At 76.4% G+C, this 19,490-nt stretch carries 20 protein-coding genes; 15 read left to right on the plus strand and 5 right to left on the minus strand.

The genetic code is table 11. The annotated features are described in order from the left end of the window. The first annotated feature begins 1 nt into the window (after position 1). Positions 2 to 1,954, plus strand: coding sequence for a primosomal protein N' (locus UXQ13_RS05025; RefSeq protein WP_336391879.1), 1,953 nt, complete (start codon positions 2 to 4; stop codon positions 1,952 to 1,954). Here the strand turns inward: UXQ13_RS05025 and UXQ13_RS05030 are convergent. After that, entirely contained in the window at positions 1,951 to 2,454 is a 504-nt protein-coding gene (locus UXQ13_RS05030; protein ID WP_225231845.1) for a hypothetical protein, read from the minus strand. The genes UXQ13_RS05025 and UXQ13_RS05030 overlap by 4 nt on opposite strands. A gap of 51 nt (positions 2,455 to 2,505) precedes the next feature. On the opposite strand from UXQ13_RS05030, the gene def reads away from it, so the two are divergent. The 12 genes from def (at position 2,506) to hisG (ending at position 13,258) form a co-directional block, all read left to right on the plus strand. Next, positions 2,506 to 3,057: a peptide deformylase gene (gene def, locus UXQ13_RS05035; RefSeq protein WP_225231844.1), complete on the plus strand. Its 552-nt coding sequence runs from the start codon at positions 2,506 to 2,508 to the stop codon at positions 3,055 to 3,057. Next, positions 3,054 to 3,983, plus strand: coding sequence for a methionyl-tRNA formyltransferase (locus tag UXQ13_RS05040; RefSeq protein WP_336391897.1), 930 nt, complete (start codon positions 3,054 to 3,056; stop codon positions 3,981 to 3,983). Before def ends, UXQ13_RS05040 begins: the two co-directional genes overlap by 4 nt. Continuing rightward, on the plus strand, positions 3,980 to 5,413 hold the full coding sequence (locus UXQ13_RS05045) for an RsmB/NOP family class I SAM-dependent RNA methyltransferase (RefSeq protein ID WP_336391880.1): 1,434 nt from the start codon (positions 3,980 to 3,982) through the stop codon (positions 5,411 to 5,413). Before UXQ13_RS05040 ends, UXQ13_RS05045 begins: the two co-directional genes overlap by 4 nt. Before the next feature lie 4 nt (positions 5,414 to 5,417). Continuing rightward, positions 5,418 to 7,364, plus strand: coding sequence for an acetate--CoA ligase (gene acs / locus UXQ13_RS05050; protein ID WP_225231842.1), 1,947 nt, complete (start codon positions 5,418 to 5,420; stop codon positions 7,362 to 7,364). A 94-nt stretch (positions 7,365 to 7,458) separates the two neighbouring features. After that, positions 7,459 to 7,911 carry a hypothetical protein gene (locus UXQ13_RS05055; RefSeq protein ID WP_225231841.1) on the plus strand — a complete coding sequence of 151 codons (453 nt, stop codon included), beginning with the start codon at positions 7,459 to 7,461 and terminating at the stop codon, positions 7,909 to 7,911. A gap of 22 nt (positions 7,912 to 7,933) precedes the next feature. Continuing rightward, positions 7,934 to 8,611, plus strand: coding sequence for a ribulose-phosphate 3-epimerase (gene rpe / locus UXQ13_RS05060; RefSeq protein WP_225231840.1), 678 nt, complete (start codon positions 7,934 to 7,936; stop codon positions 8,609 to 8,611). Then, positions 8,608 to 9,654 carry a bifunctional diaminohydroxyphosphoribosylaminopyrimidine deaminase/5-amino-6-(5-phosphoribosylamino)uracil reductase RibD gene (gene ribD, locus UXQ13_RS05065; RefSeq protein ID WP_225231839.1) on the plus strand — a complete coding sequence of 349 codons (1,047 nt, stop codon included), beginning with the start codon at positions 8,608 to 8,610 and terminating at the stop codon, positions 9,652 to 9,654. Before rpe ends, ribD begins: the two co-directional genes overlap by 4 nt. A 1-nt stretch (position 9,655) precedes the next feature. Then, positions 9,656 to 10,264, plus strand: coding sequence for a riboflavin synthase (locus tag UXQ13_RS05070; RefSeq protein WP_225231838.1), 609 nt, complete (start codon positions 9,656 to 9,658; stop codon positions 10,262 to 10,264). Beyond that, entirely contained in the window at positions 10,261 to 11,550 is a 1,290-nt protein-coding gene (locus UXQ13_RS05075; protein ID WP_225231837.1) for a bifunctional 3,4-dihydroxy-2-butanone-4-phosphate synthase/GTP cyclohydrolase II, read from the plus strand. Before UXQ13_RS05070 ends, UXQ13_RS05075 begins: the two co-directional genes overlap by 4 nt. A 37-nt stretch (positions 11,551 to 11,587) precedes the next feature. Next, entirely contained in the window at positions 11,588 to 12,100 is a 513-nt protein-coding gene (gene ribH / locus UXQ13_RS05080; protein WP_225231836.1) for a 6,7-dimethyl-8-ribityllumazine synthase, read from the plus strand. After that, positions 12,097 to 12,363, plus strand: coding sequence for a phosphoribosyl-ATP diphosphatase (locus tag UXQ13_RS05085; RefSeq protein ID WP_225231835.1), 267 nt, complete (start codon positions 12,097 to 12,099; stop codon positions 12,361 to 12,363). The genes ribH and UXQ13_RS05085 overlap by 4 nt, the downstream gene beginning before the upstream one ends. Positions 12,364 to 12,394: 31 nt before the next feature. Beyond that, complete coding sequence (hisG, locus tag UXQ13_RS05090) at positions 12,395 to 13,258, plus strand: ATP phosphoribosyltransferase (protein WP_225231834.1); 864 nt, start codon at positions 12,395 to 12,397, stop codon at positions 13,256 to 13,258. A 41-nt stretch (positions 13,259 to 13,299) separates the two neighbouring features. On the opposite strand, the gene UXQ13_RS05095 is transcribed toward hisG, so the two are convergent. Together UXQ13_RS05095 and UXQ13_RS05100 are read right to left on the minus strand one after the other, a co-directional pair. Continuing rightward, complete coding sequence (locus UXQ13_RS05095; protein WP_225231833.1) at positions 13,300 to 14,511, minus strand: MFS transporter; 1,212 nt, start codon at positions 14,509 to 14,511, stop codon at positions 13,300 to 13,302. Positions 14,512 to 14,636: 125 nt separating this feature from the next. Further along, complete coding sequence (locus UXQ13_RS05100; RefSeq protein WP_225231832.1) at positions 14,637 to 15,557, minus strand: LysR family transcriptional regulator; 921 nt, start codon at positions 15,555 to 15,557, stop codon at positions 14,637 to 14,639. Between the two features lie 119 nt (positions 15,558 to 15,676). Between UXQ13_RS05100 and UXQ13_RS05105 the strand changes: the two genes are divergently transcribed. After that, entirely contained in the window at positions 15,677 to 16,480 is an 804-nt protein-coding gene (locus UXQ13_RS05105) for an SDR family NAD(P)-dependent oxidoreductase (RefSeq protein WP_336391881.1), read from the plus strand. On the opposite strand, the gene UXQ13_RS05110 is transcribed toward UXQ13_RS05105, so the two are convergent. After that, positions 16,460 to 17,659: an FAD-dependent oxidoreductase gene (locus UXQ13_RS05110; RefSeq protein ID WP_336391882.1), complete on the minus strand. Its 1,200-nt coding sequence runs from the start codon at positions 17,657 to 17,659 to the stop codon at positions 16,460 to 16,462. The genes UXQ13_RS05105 and UXQ13_RS05110 overlap by 21 nt on opposite strands. A gap of 110 nt (positions 17,660 to 17,769) precedes the next feature. Between UXQ13_RS05110 and UXQ13_RS05115 the strand changes: the two genes are divergently transcribed. Beyond that, entirely contained in the window at positions 17,770 to 18,411 is a 642-nt protein-coding gene (locus UXQ13_RS05115) for a TetR/AcrR family transcriptional regulator (RefSeq protein WP_225231829.1), read from the plus strand. Positions 18,412 to 18,418: 7 nt separating this feature from the next. Here the strand turns inward: UXQ13_RS05115 and UXQ13_RS05120 are convergent, their stop codons facing one another. After that, a complete protein-coding gene (locus tag UXQ13_RS05120; RefSeq protein ID WP_225231828.1) occupies positions 18,419 to 19,423 on the minus strand; it encodes an oxamate carbamoyltransferase subunit AllH family protein in 1,005 nt (334 codons plus the stop codon). Positions 19,424 to 19,490: the final 67 nt, after the last annotated feature.

The raw sequence follows: 19,490 nt of genomic DNA on the forward strand, positions 1-19,490 counted from the left end.
GGTGCGGGTCGCCAGGGTGGTCGTCGACGTCCCCCTGGCGCACCTGGACCGGCCCTTCGACTACACGGTGCCCGAGGAGCTGGCCGACGACGTCGTCGCGGGCTGCCGGGTCCGGGTCCGGTTCGCCGGCCGGCTGGTCGACGGCGTCGTCCTCGACGTGGGGACGACGACCGAGCACACCGGCAAGCTCGCGCCGCTGGCCAAGGTGGTCTCCGGCGAGCCGGTGCTCACCCCCGAGGTCGCCGAGCTCGCCCGGGTGGTGGCCGACCGGTACGCCGGCAGCCTGACCGACGTCCTCCGGCTCGCGCTGCCCCCGCGGCGGGGCGCGCCGGAGAAGCGGCCGGTGGGGGAGTCCCCGGCGCTGCCCGGGCCGCCGGACCCGGCCGGGTTCGCCCGGTACCCGACCGGCCCGGAGTTCCTGGAGGCCATCGCGCTGGGCCGGCCGGTGCGGGCGGTGTGGACCGCGCTGCCCGGCGAGGACTGGCCGGCCCGGCTGGTGGAGCTGTGCCGCGCTGCGCTGTCCGGCGGGCGCGGCGCACTGGTCGTCGTCCCCGACGGCAAGGACCTCGACCGGCTGGCCGCCGCTGCCGCCCTGGAGCTGCCCAAGGACGCCGTCGCAGTGCTGCGGGCCGACTCGGCCCCCGACACCCGCTACGGCCGGTTCCTGTCGGTCTCCCGCGGCACCGCCCAGGTCGTGCTGGGCACCCGCGCAGCGATGTTCGCCCCGGTCCGCGACCTGGGCCTGGTGGTGGTCTGGGACGACGGCGACGACCTGCACGCCGAACCCCGGGCGCCCTACCCGCACACCCGCGACGTCCTGGTGCAGCGGGCGCACCTGGCCGGCTGCTCGGCGGTGGTGGCCGCGACCGCCCGGACCGCCGAGGCCGCGCTGTTGGTCGAGTCCGGGTGGGCGCACGAGCTGGTCGCCGACCGGGCCGTCCTGCGGTCCGCGGCGCCGCGGGTGCAGGCCCTGGGCGCGGACTCCGAGCTGGCCCGGGACCCGGCCGCCCGCACCGCCCGGCTGCCCTCCCTGGCGTTCCGGGTGGCCCGGGAGGCGCTGGCCGCCGGTGCGCCCGTGCTGGTGCAGGTTCCGCGGGCCGGGTACGCCCCCGGGCTGGTCTGCGACCGCTGCCGGGCACCCGCGCGCTGCCGGCACTGCGCGGGACCGCTGGGCGTCGCCTCGGCGCCGTCCCCGGGGGGACAGCGCGTCGCCGCCTGCCGGTGGTGCGCCCGCCCGGCGGCGACCTTCGACTGCCCGCACTGCCACGGGACCAAGCTGCGCGCCTCGGTGGTCGGGTCGGCCCGCACCGCCGAGGAGCTGGGCCGGGCGTTCCCGGGTGCGGCGGTCCGGGTCAGCGGACGCGGCTCCGTGCTGGCCACGGTGGAGGCCGGCCCGGCGATCGTCGTGGCCACGCCGGGGGCCGAGCCGGTGGTCGAGGGCGGGTACGGCGCGGCCCTGCTGCTGGACTCCTGGGCGCTGCTGGGCCGGCCCGACCTGCGGGCCGCCGAGGAGACGCTGCGCCGCTGGCTGAACGCCGCGGCGCTGGTGCGCCCGGCCGGTGCCGGGGGGCAGGTCGTGCTGGCCGCCGACGCCTCGCACCCGGTCGCCCAGGCGCTGGTGCGCTGGGACCCGGCGGGGCTGGCCGCCCGCGAGCTGGCCGACCGGCGCGAGCTCGGCTTCCCGCCGGTGACCCGGCTGGCCGCGCTGTCGGCGTCACCGGCCGGGCTGGCGGAGTTCCTCGAGCTGCTGCGGCTGCCGCCGGGTGCCGACGTGCTGGGGCCGGTGCCCGAGCCGCCCCGGCCCGGGCACGAGGCGGGGGAGCGCTACCTGGTGCGGGTGCCCCGCGCCGACGGCGTGGCCCTGGCCCGGGCGCTGGCCGACGTCCAGGGCGTGCGGTCAGCCCGCAAGGCCCCCGAGCACGTCCGGGTCCAGCTGGACCCGACCGAGCTCTAGCGGTCCACCGCCGCCAGCTCGGCCTCCCAGGCGGCCAGGTCGGCGGCCTCGGCGGCGGCGCGGGCGTCGTCCCGGATCCGCAGCGTGCCCCGCCGCCACCACATGGGCAGCGTGGACACCGCCGTCACCACCCCGGTCGCGATGCCCAGGGCGAGGTGCGGGCGGGCCACCCCGCGGCGCGCGAGCACCCGGGCCAGCGGACCGTCCACGACGGTGACCAGCGCGCCCCAGCCGGCCGAGACCAGCCCGGCGGCCATGGCCAGCTGCTGCTGGGCCGGCTCGACCGGGCGCGGGGGCCGGCCGGCGGCGATCGCCCGCACGGTCGGCAGCTCGCCGACCAGGGCGTCGGTCAGCAGGGCCCCGCCGATGACCAGGTAGGTGCGGCGCCGGGCGGGCGACCGCTTGGGGTGGTCCAGGGCTGCCTCGGCGGCGCCGACGAGGACTCCGTCGAGGGCGCTGCTGACGAGGGCGCGGGCGCGGTGGCGGGTACCGGTGGCCATGCCCCACGGTACCCACGGGGAGCCCCGGGGTCCTTCTTCTAAGCTCGACCGGTGAGCGTCACCCCGATCCGGATCATGGGCGACCCGGTGCTGCGCAGCCCGGCCGCGCCCGTCGTCGACTTCGACGCCGAGCTGCGCCGGCTGGTCACCGACCTGACCGAGACCATGCACGCCGCCGGCGGCGCCGGTCTGGCCGCCCCGCAGATCGGCGTGGGCCTGCGGGTCTTCACCTGGTACGTGGACGGCGAGGTCGGCCACCTGGTCAACCCCGACGTCGTCCCGGTGGGGGAGGAGACCGAGGTCGACGCCGAGGGCTGCCTGTCGATCCCGGGCTTCCGGTTCGACTGCCGCCGGCACCTCACCGTCGCGGCCACCGGCTGGGACATGCACGGCGAGCCGCTGCGCGTGGAGGGCTCGCACAAGCTGGCCCGGGCCATCCAGCACGAGACCGACCACCTGGACGGCGTCCTGTTCGTGGACCGGCTGGACGCCGAGGCCCGCGCGGCCGCCCTGGACGTGCTCGGCGCCGCCGAGTGGCAGGGCCACGCCGCCTGGCTGCCGCAGGGCGAGCCGGTCCCCGTCGTCAAGGTGAGCCCGCACTGAAGCTCCTCTTCGCCGGCACCCCGGCGCCCGCCGTCCCGTCGCTGGAGGCCCTGCTGGCCAGCGACCACGAGGTGGTCGCGGTGCTGACCCGGCCCGATGCCCGGGCCGGGCGGGGCCGCCGCGAGGTCCGCTCCCCGGTGGCCGTGCGGGCCGACGAGGCCGGCATCCCGGTGCTGCAGCCGCCCTCGCCCCGCGACCCCGCCTTCCTGGAGACCTTCGCCGGCCTCGGCGTCGACTGCGCGCCCGTGGTCGCCTACGGCGCGCTGGTCCCGCCGGCGGCGCTGGACGTCCCGGTGCACGGCTGGGTCAACCTGCACTTCTCGCTGCTGCCCGCCTGGCGCGGTGCGGCCCCGGTGCAGCACGCCGTGATGGCCGGCGACGAGCTCACCGGTGCCGCCACCTTCCGGCTCGAGCAGGGCCTGGACACCGGCCCCGTCTACGGGGTCGTCACCGAGCCGGTCGGCCCGCGCGACACCGCCGGTGACCTGCTGGACCGCCTCGCCGTCTCCGGCGCGGGCCTGCTGGTGGCCACCCTGGACGGCATCGCCGACGGGTCGCTCGTGCCCCAGCCGCAGCCCGCCGACGGCGTCTCGCTGGCCCCCAAGGTCGAGACCGCCGACGCCGCGGTCGACTGGTCGCTGCCGGCGCACGTGGTGGACCGGCGGGTGCGCGGGGTGACCCCGGCCCCCGGCGCCTGGACGACGTGGCGCCGTGACCGGCTGCGGCTGGGCCCGGTCGAGCCGCTGCCGACCGCGCTGGGGCTGGCCCCCGGCGAGGTGTCGGTGGGCCCGAGCGGTGTCCTGGTGGGCACCGGCCGGGGATCGGTGCGGCTGGGCCTGGTCCAGCCGGCCGGCAAGAAGATGCTGCCGGCGGCGGACTGGGCGCGCGGCGCCCGGCCGACCGACGGCGAGAGGGTGGGCGCGTGACCTCCGCTGGACGACGACACGGACCGAGCGGCCGGCCCGCCGGTCCGCGGACGACGCAGCAGCGACCGGAGAGCCGCCGGGTCCGCCCGGTGCTCGACGGTGCCCGGCTGACCGCCTACGACGTGCTGGAGGGCGTCTCGGCGCGGGCCGCCTACGCGAACCTGCTGCTGCCCCAGCTGCTGCGCGAGCGGTCGGCCGACCTGCGTCCCCGGGACGCCGCGTTCGCCACCCAGCTCGCCTACGGCACGCTGCGCGCGACCGGGACGCTGGACGCGATCCTCACCGGCCTGGTCTCCCGCCCGCTGGCCGAGCTGGACCCCAAGCTGCTGGACCTGCTGCGGCTGGGCGCCTACCAGATCATCGACCTGCGGGTGCCGGCGCACGCCGCGGTGGACACCACGGTGGCCCTGGCCCGGGCGATCGTCGGCACCGGCGCCTCCGGCCTGGTCAACGCCGTGCTGCGCAAGGTGGCCGCCGGCGGCACCCGCGAGGAGTGGGTCGCCGCGCTGGACGTCACCGGCGACGACCGGCTCGCCCTCCTCACCGACCACCCGCTGTGGATCGTGGCCGCCTGGCGCGACGCGCTGGGTGCCGACGGACCGGGGGCGGAGGCCGAGCTCGAGGCGGCGCTGCTGGCCGACGACGAGGCACCCGAGGTGCACCTGGTCGCCCGGTCGGTGGACCGCGCCTCGCTGATCGCGGCGTCGGACGGCCTGCCCGGCCCCTGGTCGCCCTACGCGGTCCGGCTGGAGGGCGGGGACCCCGGCCTGCTCGACGACGTGCGCTCCGGTGCGGCCGGCGTGCAGGACGAGGGCTCCCAGCTGGCCGCGCTGGCCCTGGTGCGGGCCCCGCTGGAGGGCCCGGACGCGGCCTGGCTGGACATGTGCGCCGGGCCCGGCGGGAAGTCCGCGCTGCTGGCCGCGGTCCGGCCGGACGGGGTGCGGCTGACCGCCGCCGACCGGTCCGAGCACCGGGTCGGCCTGGTCGCCTCCGCGCTGCGCGACGCCGAGGACGTCGAGGTGCTCGTCGCCGACGGCCGGTCCGGCCCCTGGGAGCCGGGTTCCTTCGACCGGGTGCTGCTGGACGCGCCGTGCACCGGGCTGGGCGCGCTGCGCCGCCGTCCCGAGGTCCGCTGGCGGCGCACCGCCGACGACGTCCCGCAGCTGGCCGAGCTGCAGGGCGAGCTGCTGACCGCCGCGCTGGCCGCCGTCCGGCCCGGTGGCGTGGTCGCCTACGTGACCTGCTCGCCGCACACCGCCGAGACCGTGGACGTCGTCGCGGCCGCGGCGGCCCGGGACGACGTCGAGGTGCTGCCGGTCGCCCCGCTGTTCCCCGGGGTGCCCGACGCCGCCCGCGGCGACGCCTGGCAGCTGTGGCCGCACCGGCACGGCACCGACGCCATGTTCGTGGCCCTCCTGCGCCGGGTCTGACCCGGTGGTCGTCGCCGGTCACCCGCCGCCCCCGGGGTTCGCGGCGCAGGCCAACGTCGGACCCGAGGTGTACGCCGAGGCCGCCGCGGACCCGTTCGCCTTCTGGGCGGAGCAGGCCGGGCGGCTGCGGTGGGACCGGCCCTGGGACACCGTCTTCGGCGACGCGCAGTGGCCCACCGCCCGGTGGTTCGGCGGCGGCCGGCTCAACGTCGCGGTCAACTGCGTCGACCGGCACGTCGACGCCGGCCACGGCGACCGGGTGGCGATGCACTGGGAGGGCGAGCCCGGCGACCGGCGCACGGTCACCTACGCCCAGCTGCAGGACGACGTCTGCCGGCTGGCCCACGGGCTCACCGAGCTCGGGATCGGGGCCGGCGACCGGGTCGTGCTCTACCTGCCGGTGCTGGTCCAGACGGTCGTCGCCACGATGGCCTGCGCCCGGATCGGTGCGGTGGTCAGCCTGGTGTTCGGCGGGTTCTCCGCCGACGCCCTGCGGTTCCGGGTCGCCGACACCGGGGCCAAGCTGCTCATCGCCTCCGACGGTCAGTTCCGCCGCGGCCGCGCGGTCGGGGTGAAGGCCGCCGCCGACGAGGCGGTGGCCGGGCTGGACCACGTCGAGCACGTGCTCGTCGTCCGCCGCACCGGCGAGACCGACGTGCCGTGGACACCGGGCCGCGACGTCTGGTGGCACGAGCTGCTGGCCGGGCAGTCGACGCAGCACGAGGCGGCGTCGTTCGACGCCGAGCACCCGCTGTTCATCGTCTACACCTCGGGCACGACCGGGCGCCCCAAGGGCCTGGTGCACACCACCGGTGGCTACCTCACCCACGCCAGCTGGACGCACTGGGCTGTGTTCGACCTCAAGCCCGACGACGTCTACTGGTGCCAGGCCGACCTGGCCTGGGTCACCGCGCACACCTACGTCCTCTACGGCCCGCTGTCCAACGGCGCCACCCAGGTCGTCTACGAGGGCAGCCCGCTGACCCCGCACCCCGGGCGGCACTTCGAGGTCATCGAGCGGTACCGGGTGTCGACCTACTACACGGCGCCGACGCTGGTGCGCACGTTCATGAAGCACGGGCCCGAGCTGCCGGCCGGCCACGACCTGTCCTCCCTGCGGCTGCTCGGCTCGGTGGGCGAGGCGATCAACCCCGAGGCCTGGCGCTGGCTGCACGAGCACGTCGGCGGCGGTCGGTGCCCGGTGGTGGACACCTGGTGGCAGTCCGAGACCGGGGCCGCCGTCGTGGCACCCCTCCCGGGGGTCACCACCACCAAGCCCGGGTCGGCCACCGTGCCGCTGCCGGGGATGTCGGCCACCGTCGTCGACGACGCCGGGGTGGAGACCCCGCCGGGGGTGGAGGGCAACCTGGTCATCACCGCGCCCTGGCCGGGGATGGCCCGCACGGTGTGGGGCGACCACGACCGGTTCGTGTCCTCCTACTGGGCGCCCTACGCGGCCCAGGGCTGGTACCTGGCCGGGGACTCGGCGTCGCGCGACGAGGACGGCTACATCTGGATCGGCGGCCGGATCGACGACGTCCTGAACATCTCCGGGCACCGGCTGAGCAGCATCGAGCTGGAGTCGGCCCTGGTGTCGCACCCCCGGGTCGCCGAGGCCGCGGTCGTCGGCGCACCGGACGACGTGACCGGCCAGCGGATCGTCGCGTTCGTGATCACCCGCGACGCCCCCGGGGCCGACGACACCGGCCTGGCCGCGGAGCTGCGGGCGCACGTGGCCGCCCGGGTGGGGGCGGTGGCCAAGCCGCGGGAGGTCGTCGTGGTCACCGACCTGCCCAAGACCCGCTCGGGCAAGATCATGCGCCGGCTCGTCGCCGACCTGACCGCCGGCCGCGCCGGTGGCGACACCACCTCGCTCACCGACCCGGCGGCCCTGGGCGTGGTGCAGCGGGCCTGGACCGCCCACGTCGAGGCCCGGCCCGGGGGCGGCTGAGCCCTCGGGCGACGCGTGTTTGCGCGCGGGAGCCCCTGCCCACACCCTCCGGTGAGCTCGAACCCGTGGCCGTCACCGGCTGCGGGGTGGTGCTGTGGACCGCTGGGAGATCGTGGTCCGGGAGGGCGGCCCGGCCGTCGTCCTGACCGTGCGGGGCGTGGTGCGGGCCGGCTTCGGCCTGCTGCACGACCACCTCGCCGACGCCGTCGACGAGCTGGGCGACCGGCCGGCGGTGGTCGACGTCAGCGAGCTGTGGGTGCAGCACCCGGCCGCCCTGCAGGTGCTGCGCAGCCTCCTCGGCCGCCGACCGCCGGGCTCGGGCACGGTGGTGCTGGCCCGCACGTCGACCCGGCGCCGGCTGCACGGGGTCTTCGACGTCGACGTCGCCTGGTACCCCGCCGAGCTGCGCACCCCGTGGCTCGGCGTGGCCGCGGCGCTGGCCCACCGGCGGTACCAGCTCCCGGCCCCGGACCGGACGGCACCGCAGGCCGACCCGCTGGGGGAGCTGCTGTGGGCGGCGGCCCAGGAGTGCACCGGGCAGCGGTGAGGGCCCGCCCTACGATCACGGGGTGTCCCGCCGCCCGATGATCGCGCCCAGCCTGCTCTCCGCCGACTTCGCCCGGCTCGCCGAGGAGACCGCGCGGATCGCCGACGCGGACTGGGTGCACGTGGACGTGATGGACGCCCACTTCGTGCCCAACCTGACCCTCGGCGAGCCGGTGGTGAAGGCCATCCAGGCGGTCAGCCCCGTACCGCTGGACTGCCACCTGATGATCACCGACCCCGAGCGGTGGGCACCGGCCTACGCCGAGCTGGGCGCCCGCAACGTCACCGTGCACGCCGAGGCCTGCACGGGCGACCCCCGGGACCTGGCCCGCGACCTGAAGGCCGCCGGCGCGCTGGCCGGGCTGGCGCTGAAGCCCGGGACGCCGCTGGCGCAGTACCTCGACGTGCTGCCCGCCTTCGACACCCTGCTGGTGATGAGCGTCGAGCCCGGCTTCGGCGGCCAGTCCTTCATGCCCGAGGTGCTGGACAAGGTGCGGGAGGCCCGCCGGCTGGTCGACACCGGCCACCTGCAGCTGCTCGTCGAGATCGACGGCGGCATCAACGCCGACACCATCGAGGTCGCCGCCGAGGCCGGGGTGGACATGTTCGTGGCCGGGTCGGCGGTCTACGGCGCGGCCGACCCCTCGGCCGCGATCGCCGCGCTGCGCGCGCAGGCGGCCCGCTCCTTCCCGACCGCGTGACCACTCTCGCCGAGGCGATGCGGCGGGCCCGCGAGCTGGGCTGGTCCGTGCTGGGCCGCACCAGCCCGAACCCCGCCGTCGGCGCCGTCGTCCTGGACGCCGCCGGGCAGGTCGTGGGGGAGGGCGCCACCGCGCCCCCGGGCGGCCCGCACGCCGAGGTCGCGGCGTTGGCGCAGGCCGGCGAGCGCGCCCGCGGCGGCACCGCCGTCGTCACCCTGGAGCCCTGCGACCACACCGGCCGCACCGGGCCGTGCTCGGTGGCGCTGCTGGCGGCCGGGGTCGCCCGGGTGGTCGTCGCGGTGCCCGAGCCGACCGGGCAGGCGGGCGGCGGCGCCGAGCGGCTGCGGGCCGCCGGCGTGGCCGTCGAGCTGGGCGTGGAGCAGGCCGAGGCCGAGGACGGCGCCCTGGCGCCCTGGCTGCTCGGCGTCCGCGAGCAGCGGCCGCAGGTGGTCTGGAAGGTCGCCGCCACCCTGGACGGCCGGGTGGCCGCCGCCGACGGCACCAGCCGGTGGGTCACCGGCCCCGACGCCCGCGCCGCGGTGCACCGGCTGCGGGCCACCTGCGACGCCGTCCTGGTGGGGTCGGGCACCGCGCTGGCCGACGACCCCCAGCTGACCGTGCGCGACGTGCCCGGCGCCGACCACCAGCCGCTGCGGGTCGTCCTCGACCGGCGCGGCCGGGTGCCGGCCACCGCCCGGGTGCACGACGACGCCGCGCCGACCCTCGTCAGCCGGGCCGCCGGGCCGGCCGAGCTGCTGGCCGAGCTGTGGGACCGCGACGCCCGCCGGGTGCTCCTGGAGGGCGGGCCGACCCTGGCCGCGGCCTTCCTGCGGGCGGGCCTGGTCGACGAGCTGGTGCTGCACCTGGCGCCGCAGCTGCTGGGCGCCGGACCCGCCCTGACCGGCGACCTGGGAATCACCACCATGGCCGGTGCGCTGCAGTGGCGGATGCTGGACGTCACCACCCTGGGGAGGGACGTGCAGGTCCGGTACCGGCCGACCCGGCACACTGGGTCCCCACGACCGACGGAAGAAGGCAACTGACGTGTTCACCGGCATCGTCGAGGAGGTCGGCACCCTCGTCGTCCGCGACGACCAGGGCGACTCCGCCCGGCTGCGGGTCCGCAGCACGACCACCCTCGAGGGCGTGGCGCTCGGTGACTCGATCGCGGTCAACGGCGTCTGCCTGACCGTCACCGGCATCGAGGACGGCGTCTGGTCCACCGACGTGATGGCCGAGACCCTGCGCCGCAGCAGTCTCGGCGCCCTGACCGACGGCGACCCGGTGAACCTGGAGCGCGCGGTCACCGCCGGCACCCGGCTGGGCGGGCACATCGTGCAGGGCCACGTCGACGGCGTCGGCACGATCGCCTCGGTGAGCCCCAGCGAGCACTGGACCGTCGTCCGGGTCGCGCTCCCCGCCGACGTCGCCCGCTACGTCGTGGAGAAGGGCTCCATCACCGTCGACGGCGTCTCCCTGACCGTCAGCGCCCTCTCCGAGGTCCAGGACCCCGAGCCGTGGCTCGAGGTCTCCCTCATCCCCACCACGCTGCGCGAGACCACCCTCGGCGCCCGCACCCCGGGGGACCGGGTCAACCTGGAGGTGGACGTCATCGCCAAGTACGTCGAACGACTGATGGGAGCGCGAGCGTGAGCCGCACGCACCTGGACTCGATCGAGGACGCGATCGCCGCGATCAAGAGCGGCAAGCCCGTCGTGGTCATCGACGACGAGGACCGCGAGAACGAGGGCGACCTGATCTTCGCCTCCGAGCTCGCCACCCCCGAGCTGGTCGCCTTCATGGTCCGCTACACCTCGGGCTACATCTGCGTGGCCGTCACCGAGGCCGACGCCGACCGGCTGGACCTGCCCCCGATGTTCCGGGTCAACCAGGACCGCCGGGGCACCGCCTACACGGTCACCGTCGACGCCCGCGAGGGCATCACCACCGGCATCTCGGCCACCGACCGGGCGCACACCATCCGGCTGCTGGCCGGCGCCGAGACCAGCAGCGCCGACCTGTCCCGCCCCGGCCACATCGTGCCGCTGCGGGCCCGCGACGGCGGCGTGCTGCGCCGCCCGGGCCACACCGAGGCCGCCGTCGACCTGGCCGTGCTGGCCGGGCTGCGCCCCTCGGGCACGCTGTGCGAGGTCGTCAGCGAGAAGGACCCGATCGGCATGGCCCAGGGCGACGAGCTGCGGGTCTTCGCCGACGAGCACGACCTGGTGATGTGCTCGATCGCCGACCTGATCGCCTACCGCAAGCGGTTCGACAAGCTGGTCGAGCGGGTCGCCGAGGCCAAGGTGCCCCTGGCGCCGGGCCTGTTCACCGCGGTCGGCTACGCCAGCTCCTACGACGACCGCGAGCACGTGGCCTTCGTCTACGGCGACATCAGCGACGGCGAGGACGTGCTCGTCCGGGTGCACTCCGAGTGCCTCACCGGTGACGTGTTCGGCTCGCTGCGCTGCGACTGCGGCCCCCAGCTGCAGGCCGCGCTGGCCGCGGTGGCCCAGGAGGGTCGCGGCGTCGTGCTCTACATCCGCGGCCACGAGGGCCGGGGGATCGGCCTGCTGCACAAGCTGCAGGCCTACCAGCTCCAGGACGCCGGCGTGGACACCGTGGACGCCAACCTCGACCTGGGCCTGCCCGCCGACGCCCGCGACTACGGCACCGGCGCGCAGATCCTGGTGGACCTCGGCGTGCGGTCCATGCGGCTGCTGACCAACAACCCGGCCAAGCGCGCCGGGCTGGAGGGCTACGGCCTGCGGATCACCGGCCGGGTGGGGCTGCCCAGCCACGTGACACCGGAGAACGTCGGCTACCTGCGCACCAAGCGCGACCGGATGGGCCACATCCTGGACATCGTCGACCCCGACGTGGACATCCCGGTGCCGGTCGGCACGCACACCCCGATCCGGCAGCCCGAGCAGGACCAGTGACCCCCGACCGACCGACCAGCACAGAGGAGACCCCGCGATGAGCGGAGCAGGCGCACCGACCGACCAGGCAGTCGACGCATCGGGGCTGCGGCTGGCGATCGTCGCCGCCCGCTGGCACAGCGACATCTGCGAGTCCCTGCTGGCCCGGGCCACCGCCTGCGCCCTGGAGATGGGCGTGCCCGACCCGACCGTCGTCCGGGTGTCCGGGGCGCTCGAGCTGCCGGTGGTGGCGCAGGCGCTGGCCGCCGACCACGACGCCGTCGTCGCCCTCGGAGTGGTCGTCCGCGGCGGCACCCCGCACTTCGAGTACGTCTGCGACTCCTTCACCGCCGGGCTGACCCGGGTGTCCCTGGACACCGGCGTGCCGATCGGCAACGGCGTGCTGACCACCGAGGGGGAGAAGCAGGCCCGGGACCGGGCCGGCCTCGAGGACTCCGCGGAGGACAAGGGCTGGGAGGCCACCGTCGCGGCGCTGGACACCGCGGTGACCCTGCGCCGCCTGCGTGCCCCGAAGCGGGACACCGGGTTCGGCATCGGCAGCGGCGCGTGAGCACGACGTTCGACGCGCTCTTCGCCGACCTGCAGGCCAAGGTGGCCGCCGGTGACCCGGCCTCGGGCACGGTGGCCGCCGTGCAGGCCGGGGTGCACACGATCGGCAAGAAGCTCGTGGAGGAGGCGGCCGAGAGCTGGATGGCCGCCGAGCACGAGGGCCCCGAGCGGGCCGCCGAGGAGATCAGCCAGCTCCTCTACTGGACGCAGGCGCTGATGCTCGCCAAGGGCCTCACGCTTGACGACGTCTACGCCCACCTCTGAACCGCCCGATCCCATGACCAGGAGTTCCCCCGTGCTGCGCGTCGCCGTCCCCAACAAGGGCGTCCTGTCCGAACCCGCGGCCGAGATGCTGTCCGAGAGCGGCTACCGCCAGCGGCGCAGCACCAAGGACCTCGCGGTCTACGACCCCGACAACGACACCGAGTTCTTCTACCTGCGACCGCGCGACATCGCCGTCTACGTGGCCGCCGGCACCCTGGACGTCGGGATCACCGGCCGGGACATGCTGCAGGAGACCACCCCGGCCGACACCGCGTCCCCGGCCGTGGAGGTCATGGCGCTGGGCTTCGGCCGGTCCTCGTTCCGGTTCGCCAGCCCCACCGGCTCGGGCATCGAGGACGTCGCCGGGCTGGCCGGCACCCGGATCGCCACCGCCTACCCGGTGCTGCTGGAGAAGTTCCTCGCCGAGTCCGGCATCGACGCCTCGGTGGTCAAGCTGGACGGCGCGGTGGAGACCGCCTGCCGCCTGGGCGTGGCCGACGCCGTGTGCGACGTGGTCGAGACCGGGACGACGCTGCGCCAGGCCGGCCTGCACGTCATCGGCGACCCGGTGCTGACCAGCGAGGCGATCCTGGTGCAGCGCACCGGCGCCGAGGACAACCCGGCGGTGGCCCAGCTGCAGCGCCGGCTGCGCGGCGTGCTGGTGGCCCGGCAGTACGTGATGCTCGACTACGACTGCCCCGACGACCTGCTCGAGCGGGCCACCGCGATCACCCCGGGCCTGGAGGGCCCGACGGTGAGCCGGTTGCAGACCCCGGGGTGGTCGGCGGTGCGGGCGATGGTGCGCCAGGCCGAGACCAACCGGCTGATGGACGAGCTGTGGGAGCTGGGCGCCCGGGCGATCCTGGTGACGTCGATCCACGCGTGCCGGATCTGACCTGCCCGATCTGACCCGCCCGGGGCCCAGCTCCGCGCGGGTCAGGCCAGCCGGAGCTGGCGGACGACGACCGCGACGACGACCGACAGCACGCCGACCACGGCCACCGCGGCGGCGATGCCGGACAGGGCCCCGGACACCGCGATCACCAGCAGCGGGCAGAGGAACTCACCGAGGAACAGCGCGGCGGTCCACCGGCCGGTGCCCCGGCCGCGCTCGGCCAGCGACAGCCCGGAGACCACCCAGGTCAGCAGGCTGGGCAGCATGAGGCCGGTGCCGGCGCTGGCGATGACCGCGCCGAGCACGGCCACCGGGACGACCGGGGCCAGGCCCATGACGACCAGGCCGATGCCGGCCAGCCCGAAGGCGGTGGGCAGCAGGAACCGGGGGCCGCGGGCGACCAGCCGGGGGAAGGACGCCGCACCGGCCGCGGTGGCCAGGGAGGCCAGCGCCGCCATGCCGCCGATGGCCGCGGTCTCGGTGACGCCCAGGTCGTCCAGCACGTAGGACAGCTCGACGATCGGGGTGTAGAACACGATGCCGCCGACCAGGCTGATGCCCAGCGGGACCAGCATCCGGCGCCAGGGCAGCGGGGGCAGGGCACCGTCGGTGCCCGGCGGCACGGTCGGCGTCCAGAGCAGGACGGCGGCCAGGCCGGCCAGCGGGAGCGCCACCAGGTACAGCCAGAACGGCGTGCGCCAGTCGTTGCTGCCCAGGGCGCCGCCGAGGCCGAAGAACACCGTGGCGGCCAGCGTGGTGACGATGGTCTGCAGGCCGAACAGCTTGGCCCGGCGGGCGCCGGCGGAGTAGTCGGCGATCAGCGTGGTGCAGCAGGTCATGATCGCGGCCTCGGCGACGCCGACGCCGACCCGGGTGGCCAGCACCGCGGGCAGCGAGTCCAGCAGCACCGGGGCGGTGCCCAGGATCGCGTAGAGGACCAGCGAGCCGACCAGCAGGCGCTTGCGCCCGACGGCGTCGACGATGCGGCCGGCGACCGGGGCCAGCAGCGCGATGACCAGGGCCGGGGCGGTGAGCACCAGCGGGGCCAGGGCGTCGACGCCGGGGGTGTCGGCGAAGGCGCGCTGCAGCGTGGGCAGCACGGGGGACAGCAGCACCGCGCCGAGGATCGGCATGCAGCTGGCCGCCATGAGCACCGCGATGGCGGGCTTGCCGGCCGGGCGGCCGGTGGACGGGTGCAGGGCCCCCGTGTCGGGGGCCGCGACGGCGGCGGCCGCGGGGATGGTCTCGGACAACGCGCACTCCTGGAGGATCAGGCCGGACCTCGGTGACCGGCATCACTGCGAGGCGCAGTGTGGGGACTCCGGGGCACCGAAGGCCAATAGATCCGGTGAGGCGCGGCATCCACCGCGCTGATGCCCTACCCGACGCGGGCGGTGGCCAGCTCGGCGGCCTGGCGCACCAGGTCCCGCAGGTAGGCGTGCTCGGGGTCGCGCTCGTAGACCGGGTGCCAGTACATGGCCTCGACCAGCCCGCCGACGTCGACCGGCGAGGGCAGCACCCGTACGCCGCTGGCCAGCGGCAGGAGGTCGACCAGCCGGCGCTGCAGCATCGAGATCCGGCCGGACCCGGCGACCAGGCCCGGCACGGTCAGGAAGCTCTCGGTCACCACCTGGACGCGGGGCTCGATGCCGCGCATCCGCAGGAACCGCGCAGCCGGGGTCGAGGCGGTCTGGCCGTGGTAGACCGACACCCAGGGCAGGGTCTGCAGCTGCTCGACGGTGATCGCCTCGCCGACCGCGCGGTTGTCGGTGGACACCACCACGACCCACTCGTCGGTGTAGAGGTCCACGGACGGCAGGTCGTCGATGAACCCGCGGGGCAGCAGCATGAGGTCCGCGGCCAGCAGCGCCTGGTCGGCCCGGCCCACCAGCTCCGGGGTGTGCGGGGTCAGCCGCAGACGGGCCCCCGGCGCGGTCTCGGCCAGCAGCGTGGCCAGCGTGTCGCCGAGCACGGTGATGCCGTAGTCGCTGAGCAGCACGTGGAACTCGCGGGTGGAGCTGGCCGGGTCGAAGGCCGGCTGGGCGCTGAAGACTCGGTGCACCGACTGCAGCGCCAGCCGGGACTGCAGCTGCAGCTGCTCGGCCAGCGGGGTCAGCCGGTACTCGTTGCCGACCCGGGTGAGCAGCTCGTCGCCGAAGTGCCGGCGCAGCTTGGCCAGGGACGCCGACAGCGCCGGCTGGGACAGCCCCAGCTGACCGGCGGCGCGGGTCACGCTGCGCTGGTGCAGGAGCGCGTCCAGCGAGACCAGCAGGTTGAGGTCCAGGTTGGCCACGTTCACCCCCGCAGGCTAGCCCGAGAGCATCACCGGTGGTGATGTCCGGCATCATCCATCCGGGTTTCCCTGATGGGCGCCGGTGGCGTTGGGTGGGACGGTCACCGTCGACGCAGGAGGTCCCCGTGCCCGCACCCCGTCCAGGCCCGCTCGCCGGTCGCGTCGTCGTCGTCACCGGGGCCGGTCGCGGCCAGGGGGCGGCCGAGGCCCGGCTGCTGACCGCCCAGGGTGCCCTCGTGACCGGCTGCGACCTGGACGACGAGCCGGCCGAGGACCTCGACGGGTCCGACTACCGGCGGCTGGACGTCACCGACGCGGCCGGGTGGACCGCGCTGGCCGCGGAGTTGGCCGACCGGCACGGCCGGGTCGACGGGCTGGTCTGCAACGCCGGGACCACCTGGCGGGCCCGGGTGACCGAGCTGGCCACCGCGGACCTGGAGCGGGTGCTGGCGGTGAACGTGACCGGCACGCTGCTCGGCCTGCAGGCGCTCACCCCGCTGATGCCGGCCGGCGGCTCGGTGGTCGTCGTGGGGTCGGTGGCCGCCCTCACCGGGCACTACCCGGCGGCCTACACGGCCAGCAAGTGGGCGCTGCGCGGGCTGGCCAAGGCCGCCTGCCTGGAGCTGGGCCCGCGCGGCATCCGGGTCAACACCGTCCACCCGGGCTACATCGAGACGCCGATGACCGCCTCGGCGTCGCCGGCCTTCCGGAACGCCAACGTCGCCGAGACCCCGCTGGGCCGCACCGGCACCGTCGACGAGGTGGCGCCGCTGGTCGCCTTCCTCCTCGGCGACGGTGCCGCCTTCATCACCGGCGCGGAGATCCCGGTAGACGGCGGCCTCACCGCCCACGGCGGGGTGAAGTCGATCAGCGACGCCGTCCGCGCCGCGGCGCCGCCGCCGGCCGGGTCAGCCCTCGATCAGCGCTAGCTGCTCGTTGATCAGCTTCGGGTTGCTGTCGCCGGCCACCTTCTGCAGGAACGGGGTGTGGTCGAACACGAAGTCCCGGACCGGCCGCAGCGCCGCCGGGGTGTGGTGGAAGACCTTGCCGAGCAGGTAGGCCTGCTGCACCTGCCGGGCGGTGTGCGGCCGGCGCGGGGCCTCGTAGGCCTGCAGCGCGGCCGCGACGGCGACCGGGTCGGTCAGGTCCACCCCGCGCAGCGCGACCCCGAGGAAGTAGCCGTCCTCGATGGACATGCCGGCCCCGTAGGCGGCGTAGGGGGAGGTGGGGTGCGCGGCGTCCCCGACCAGGGTCGCCCGGCCCCGGGACCACTGCGGCAGGGCCGGGCGGTCGCGCAGCACCCAGCGCTGCACGTCGGCGTCCGCGGTGGCCGCGACCAGGCCGGGCAGCGGGGCGGGGAACTGCGCGGCCAGCGCGGTGGCGGCGGCCTTGAGGTCCGCCGGCGCCGGGGCGTCCGGGTCGGTGCCGGTGAGCACCCACCACTGGTGGCCGTCGCGGCCCTCGTGCCGGATCGACGTCCAGCTGCCCTGCACGGTGGGGCCGTGGGTCAGCACGCAGCTGTTCGGGGTGGTGCCCGGGACGTCGGCGAAGGTGAAGCCGCCGAAGATGTGCAGCCGGTGCTCCCGTTTGGGCGCGTCGCCCCAGAGCGTGCGGCGGACCAGGGAGTCGATGCCGTCCGCGCCGACGAGGACGTCGTGGGTCTCGCTGCTGCCGTCGGACAGGTGCAGGGTGACCTCGCGGTCGTCCTGGGAGATCCGGTCCACCTGCTGGCCGTACCGGATGGTGCCCTCGGGGATGGCGGCGAGCATGCGGCGGTACAGCTCGGGCCGCAGCAGCCCGATGAAGCCGCCGCCGAACTCGTCCTTGACGGCCTGGTCGAGCTTCACCCGGACGCGGACCTTGCCCTCGAGGTTGCGGAACTCCGAGTCGGTCGGGGCGCCCAGGTCGACGGTGTCCACGCCCAGGGCGCGCAGCGCCTTCAGCGGCGGCGGCCACAGGTTGAGGATGTTGCCGGCCGGGCGGGCCTCCCGGTAGCGCTCGAGCACGACGACCTGGTGGCCGGCGCGCAGCGCGCCGAGGGCCGCGGCCATGCCGGCGGGGCCGGCACCGAGGACGGCGACGCGGCCGGGGGCGGGGGTGGTGGGCACGGGGAGCCTCTCGACGAGCAAACAGTAGTGAGCGCTATCGTTCGCGCTGACTGTAGCGCGCGTCACGCGGTCGTCAAGGACGGGCCGGGGGTGGCGGGAGAGGATGGGGCGTGGCTGAGCAGACCGATGACCTCGCTGTCCGGCTGCCCCGGCAGCGACGGAGCCGGGAGGCCTGGGCCCGGGTGCTCGACGCCGGCGTGGCCCTGCTGGAGGACGGCGGCTACGAGGCCTTCACGATCGCCGCGGTGTGCGACCGCGCCCAGGTGGCGCCGCCGGCCATCTACGCCCGGACGGCGAGCAAGGACGCGCTGTTCCTCGCCGTCTACGAGCACGGCATCGCCCGGCTGCTGGCCGGCCAGGACGTGCTGGCCGACGAGGACCGGTGGGCCGGGCTGGCGCCCGACGACCTGGTGCGCGGCGTGGTGCGCGAGGTGGTCGGCCTCGTGCTGGCGCACCGGCGCTTCCTGGGTGCCGTCGTCCTGGTGTCCGGGGCGCACCCCGAGGTGCGCCGGCGGGGGACCGGCTACGTGCGGGGTCTGGGCGCCGGGGTGGCCGCGCTGCTGCTGCGGGCTCGCGCGTCGATCACCCACGACGACCCCGCCGCGGCGGTGCGGTCGTGCTTCGACGTGGTCTTCTCCACCGCGGTCCTGCGGGTGGCGTACGGGCCGGGGTTCACCACCGACGAGCCGGTCGACGACGCGGAGTTCGTCGACCAGCTCGCCGAGGTGGCGGTCCGTTCCCTGCTGGCCTGACCGCTGGTCAGCGTGGGCGGGTGGTCCGCTCGGCCAGGTCGATGGCGGTGCACAGGCCCAGGGCCATCGCCCGGCCGCTGGTGGACCCGGTGGTGAGCAGGGTCGCGACGGCGGTGTCCAGGTCGCCCTGGCCGATCAGCGCCCGGACGACGGCGGCGAACTCGCCGCTGACCCGACCGGCCGCGGCGTGCTTGAGCAGGGCCCGGGACAGCTCGGTGGTCCGGCCGACCGCGAGGGCGTGCACGCCGGCCCCGAAGCGCTCGGCGGCGGGGTGGCCCAGCAGCACCAGCCCGGCCACCGTGCCGGCGAGGACGTCGTCCCCGGCCGGGGTGAGGCCCGGGCCGAGGCCCACGAGGCGGGTGGCGGTCCGCAGCGCGGCGTCCAGGTCGGCCCGGCGCACGGCGCCGCGGAGGGCGGCCAGCGGTCCGCTGGGCCCGCCGGGCAGGCCGGGCAGGGTGAAGGCGCTGTGCGGGGCGTCGCCGTAGAGCGTCGTCCGCAGCGTGCGCACGCCCTCGGGCAGCAGGGCCGGCTGGGCACCGGGCAGCCGGGGGCGCGGGTCCCACCAGGCCGCCGCGGACACGGTGAGGTCGCCGACGACGACCCGGCCGCCGCCCACGGTCGCCGGGGCGCCGGCGGGGGAGGAGGCCAGCGGTCGGCCGTTGGCCCGCCGGGACAGGACGAGGCCCAGCGGCAGGCGGGCGGCGTCGGCGGTCAGCACGCCGACCACCTCGGTGCCCTGCGGGGTGGGCACCGACAGGTAGACCGCGGCCGGCACCGAGAGCAGGACGGTCGCCGGGCGGACCGGGCCGCGCAGCAGCTCGGCGATGCCGGTGCTCGCGGCGGCCGGCACGGCCGGGCCGTGGGCGGTCGTGGCCTGGGCGGTGCGCCGGGCGGTGTGCGCGGACCCCGGGGGGAGCGGGATCGTGGGCACGCCCATGCGGGCGGCGCGGCCGGGTGCGGCGGTGGTGGCGTGCTGCGGCTGGGTGGCGTGCTGCGGCTGAGCGGTGCGCATGGGTCCCTCCCCTGGGTACCGGCGACCCTCTCGGGTCACCGGCCGCCGGGGTGCCGGGCGGAGGGAG

Source organism: Klenkia terrae (genome assembly GCF_037083865.1).
In the GTDB taxonomy this organism is placed as follows: Bacteria; Actinomycetota; Actinomycetes; order Mycobacteriales; family Geodermatophilaceae; genus Klenkia; species Klenkia terrae.

Excerpts from the sequence above, each read along its gene's own strand:
- UXQ13_RS05120 (WP_225231828.1), bottom strand. The coding sequence starts at position 19,423 with ATGCGCACCGCTCAGCCGCAGCACGCCACCCAGCCGCAGCACGCCACC.
- ribH (WP_225231836.1), top strand. The coding sequence starts at position 11,588 with ATGAGCGGAGCAGGCGCACCGACCGACCAGGCAGTCGACGCATCGGGG.
- UXQ13_RS05030 (WP_225231845.1), bottom strand. The coding sequence starts at position 2,454 with ATGGCCACCGGTACCCGCCACCGCGCCCGCGCCCTCGTCAGCAGCGCC.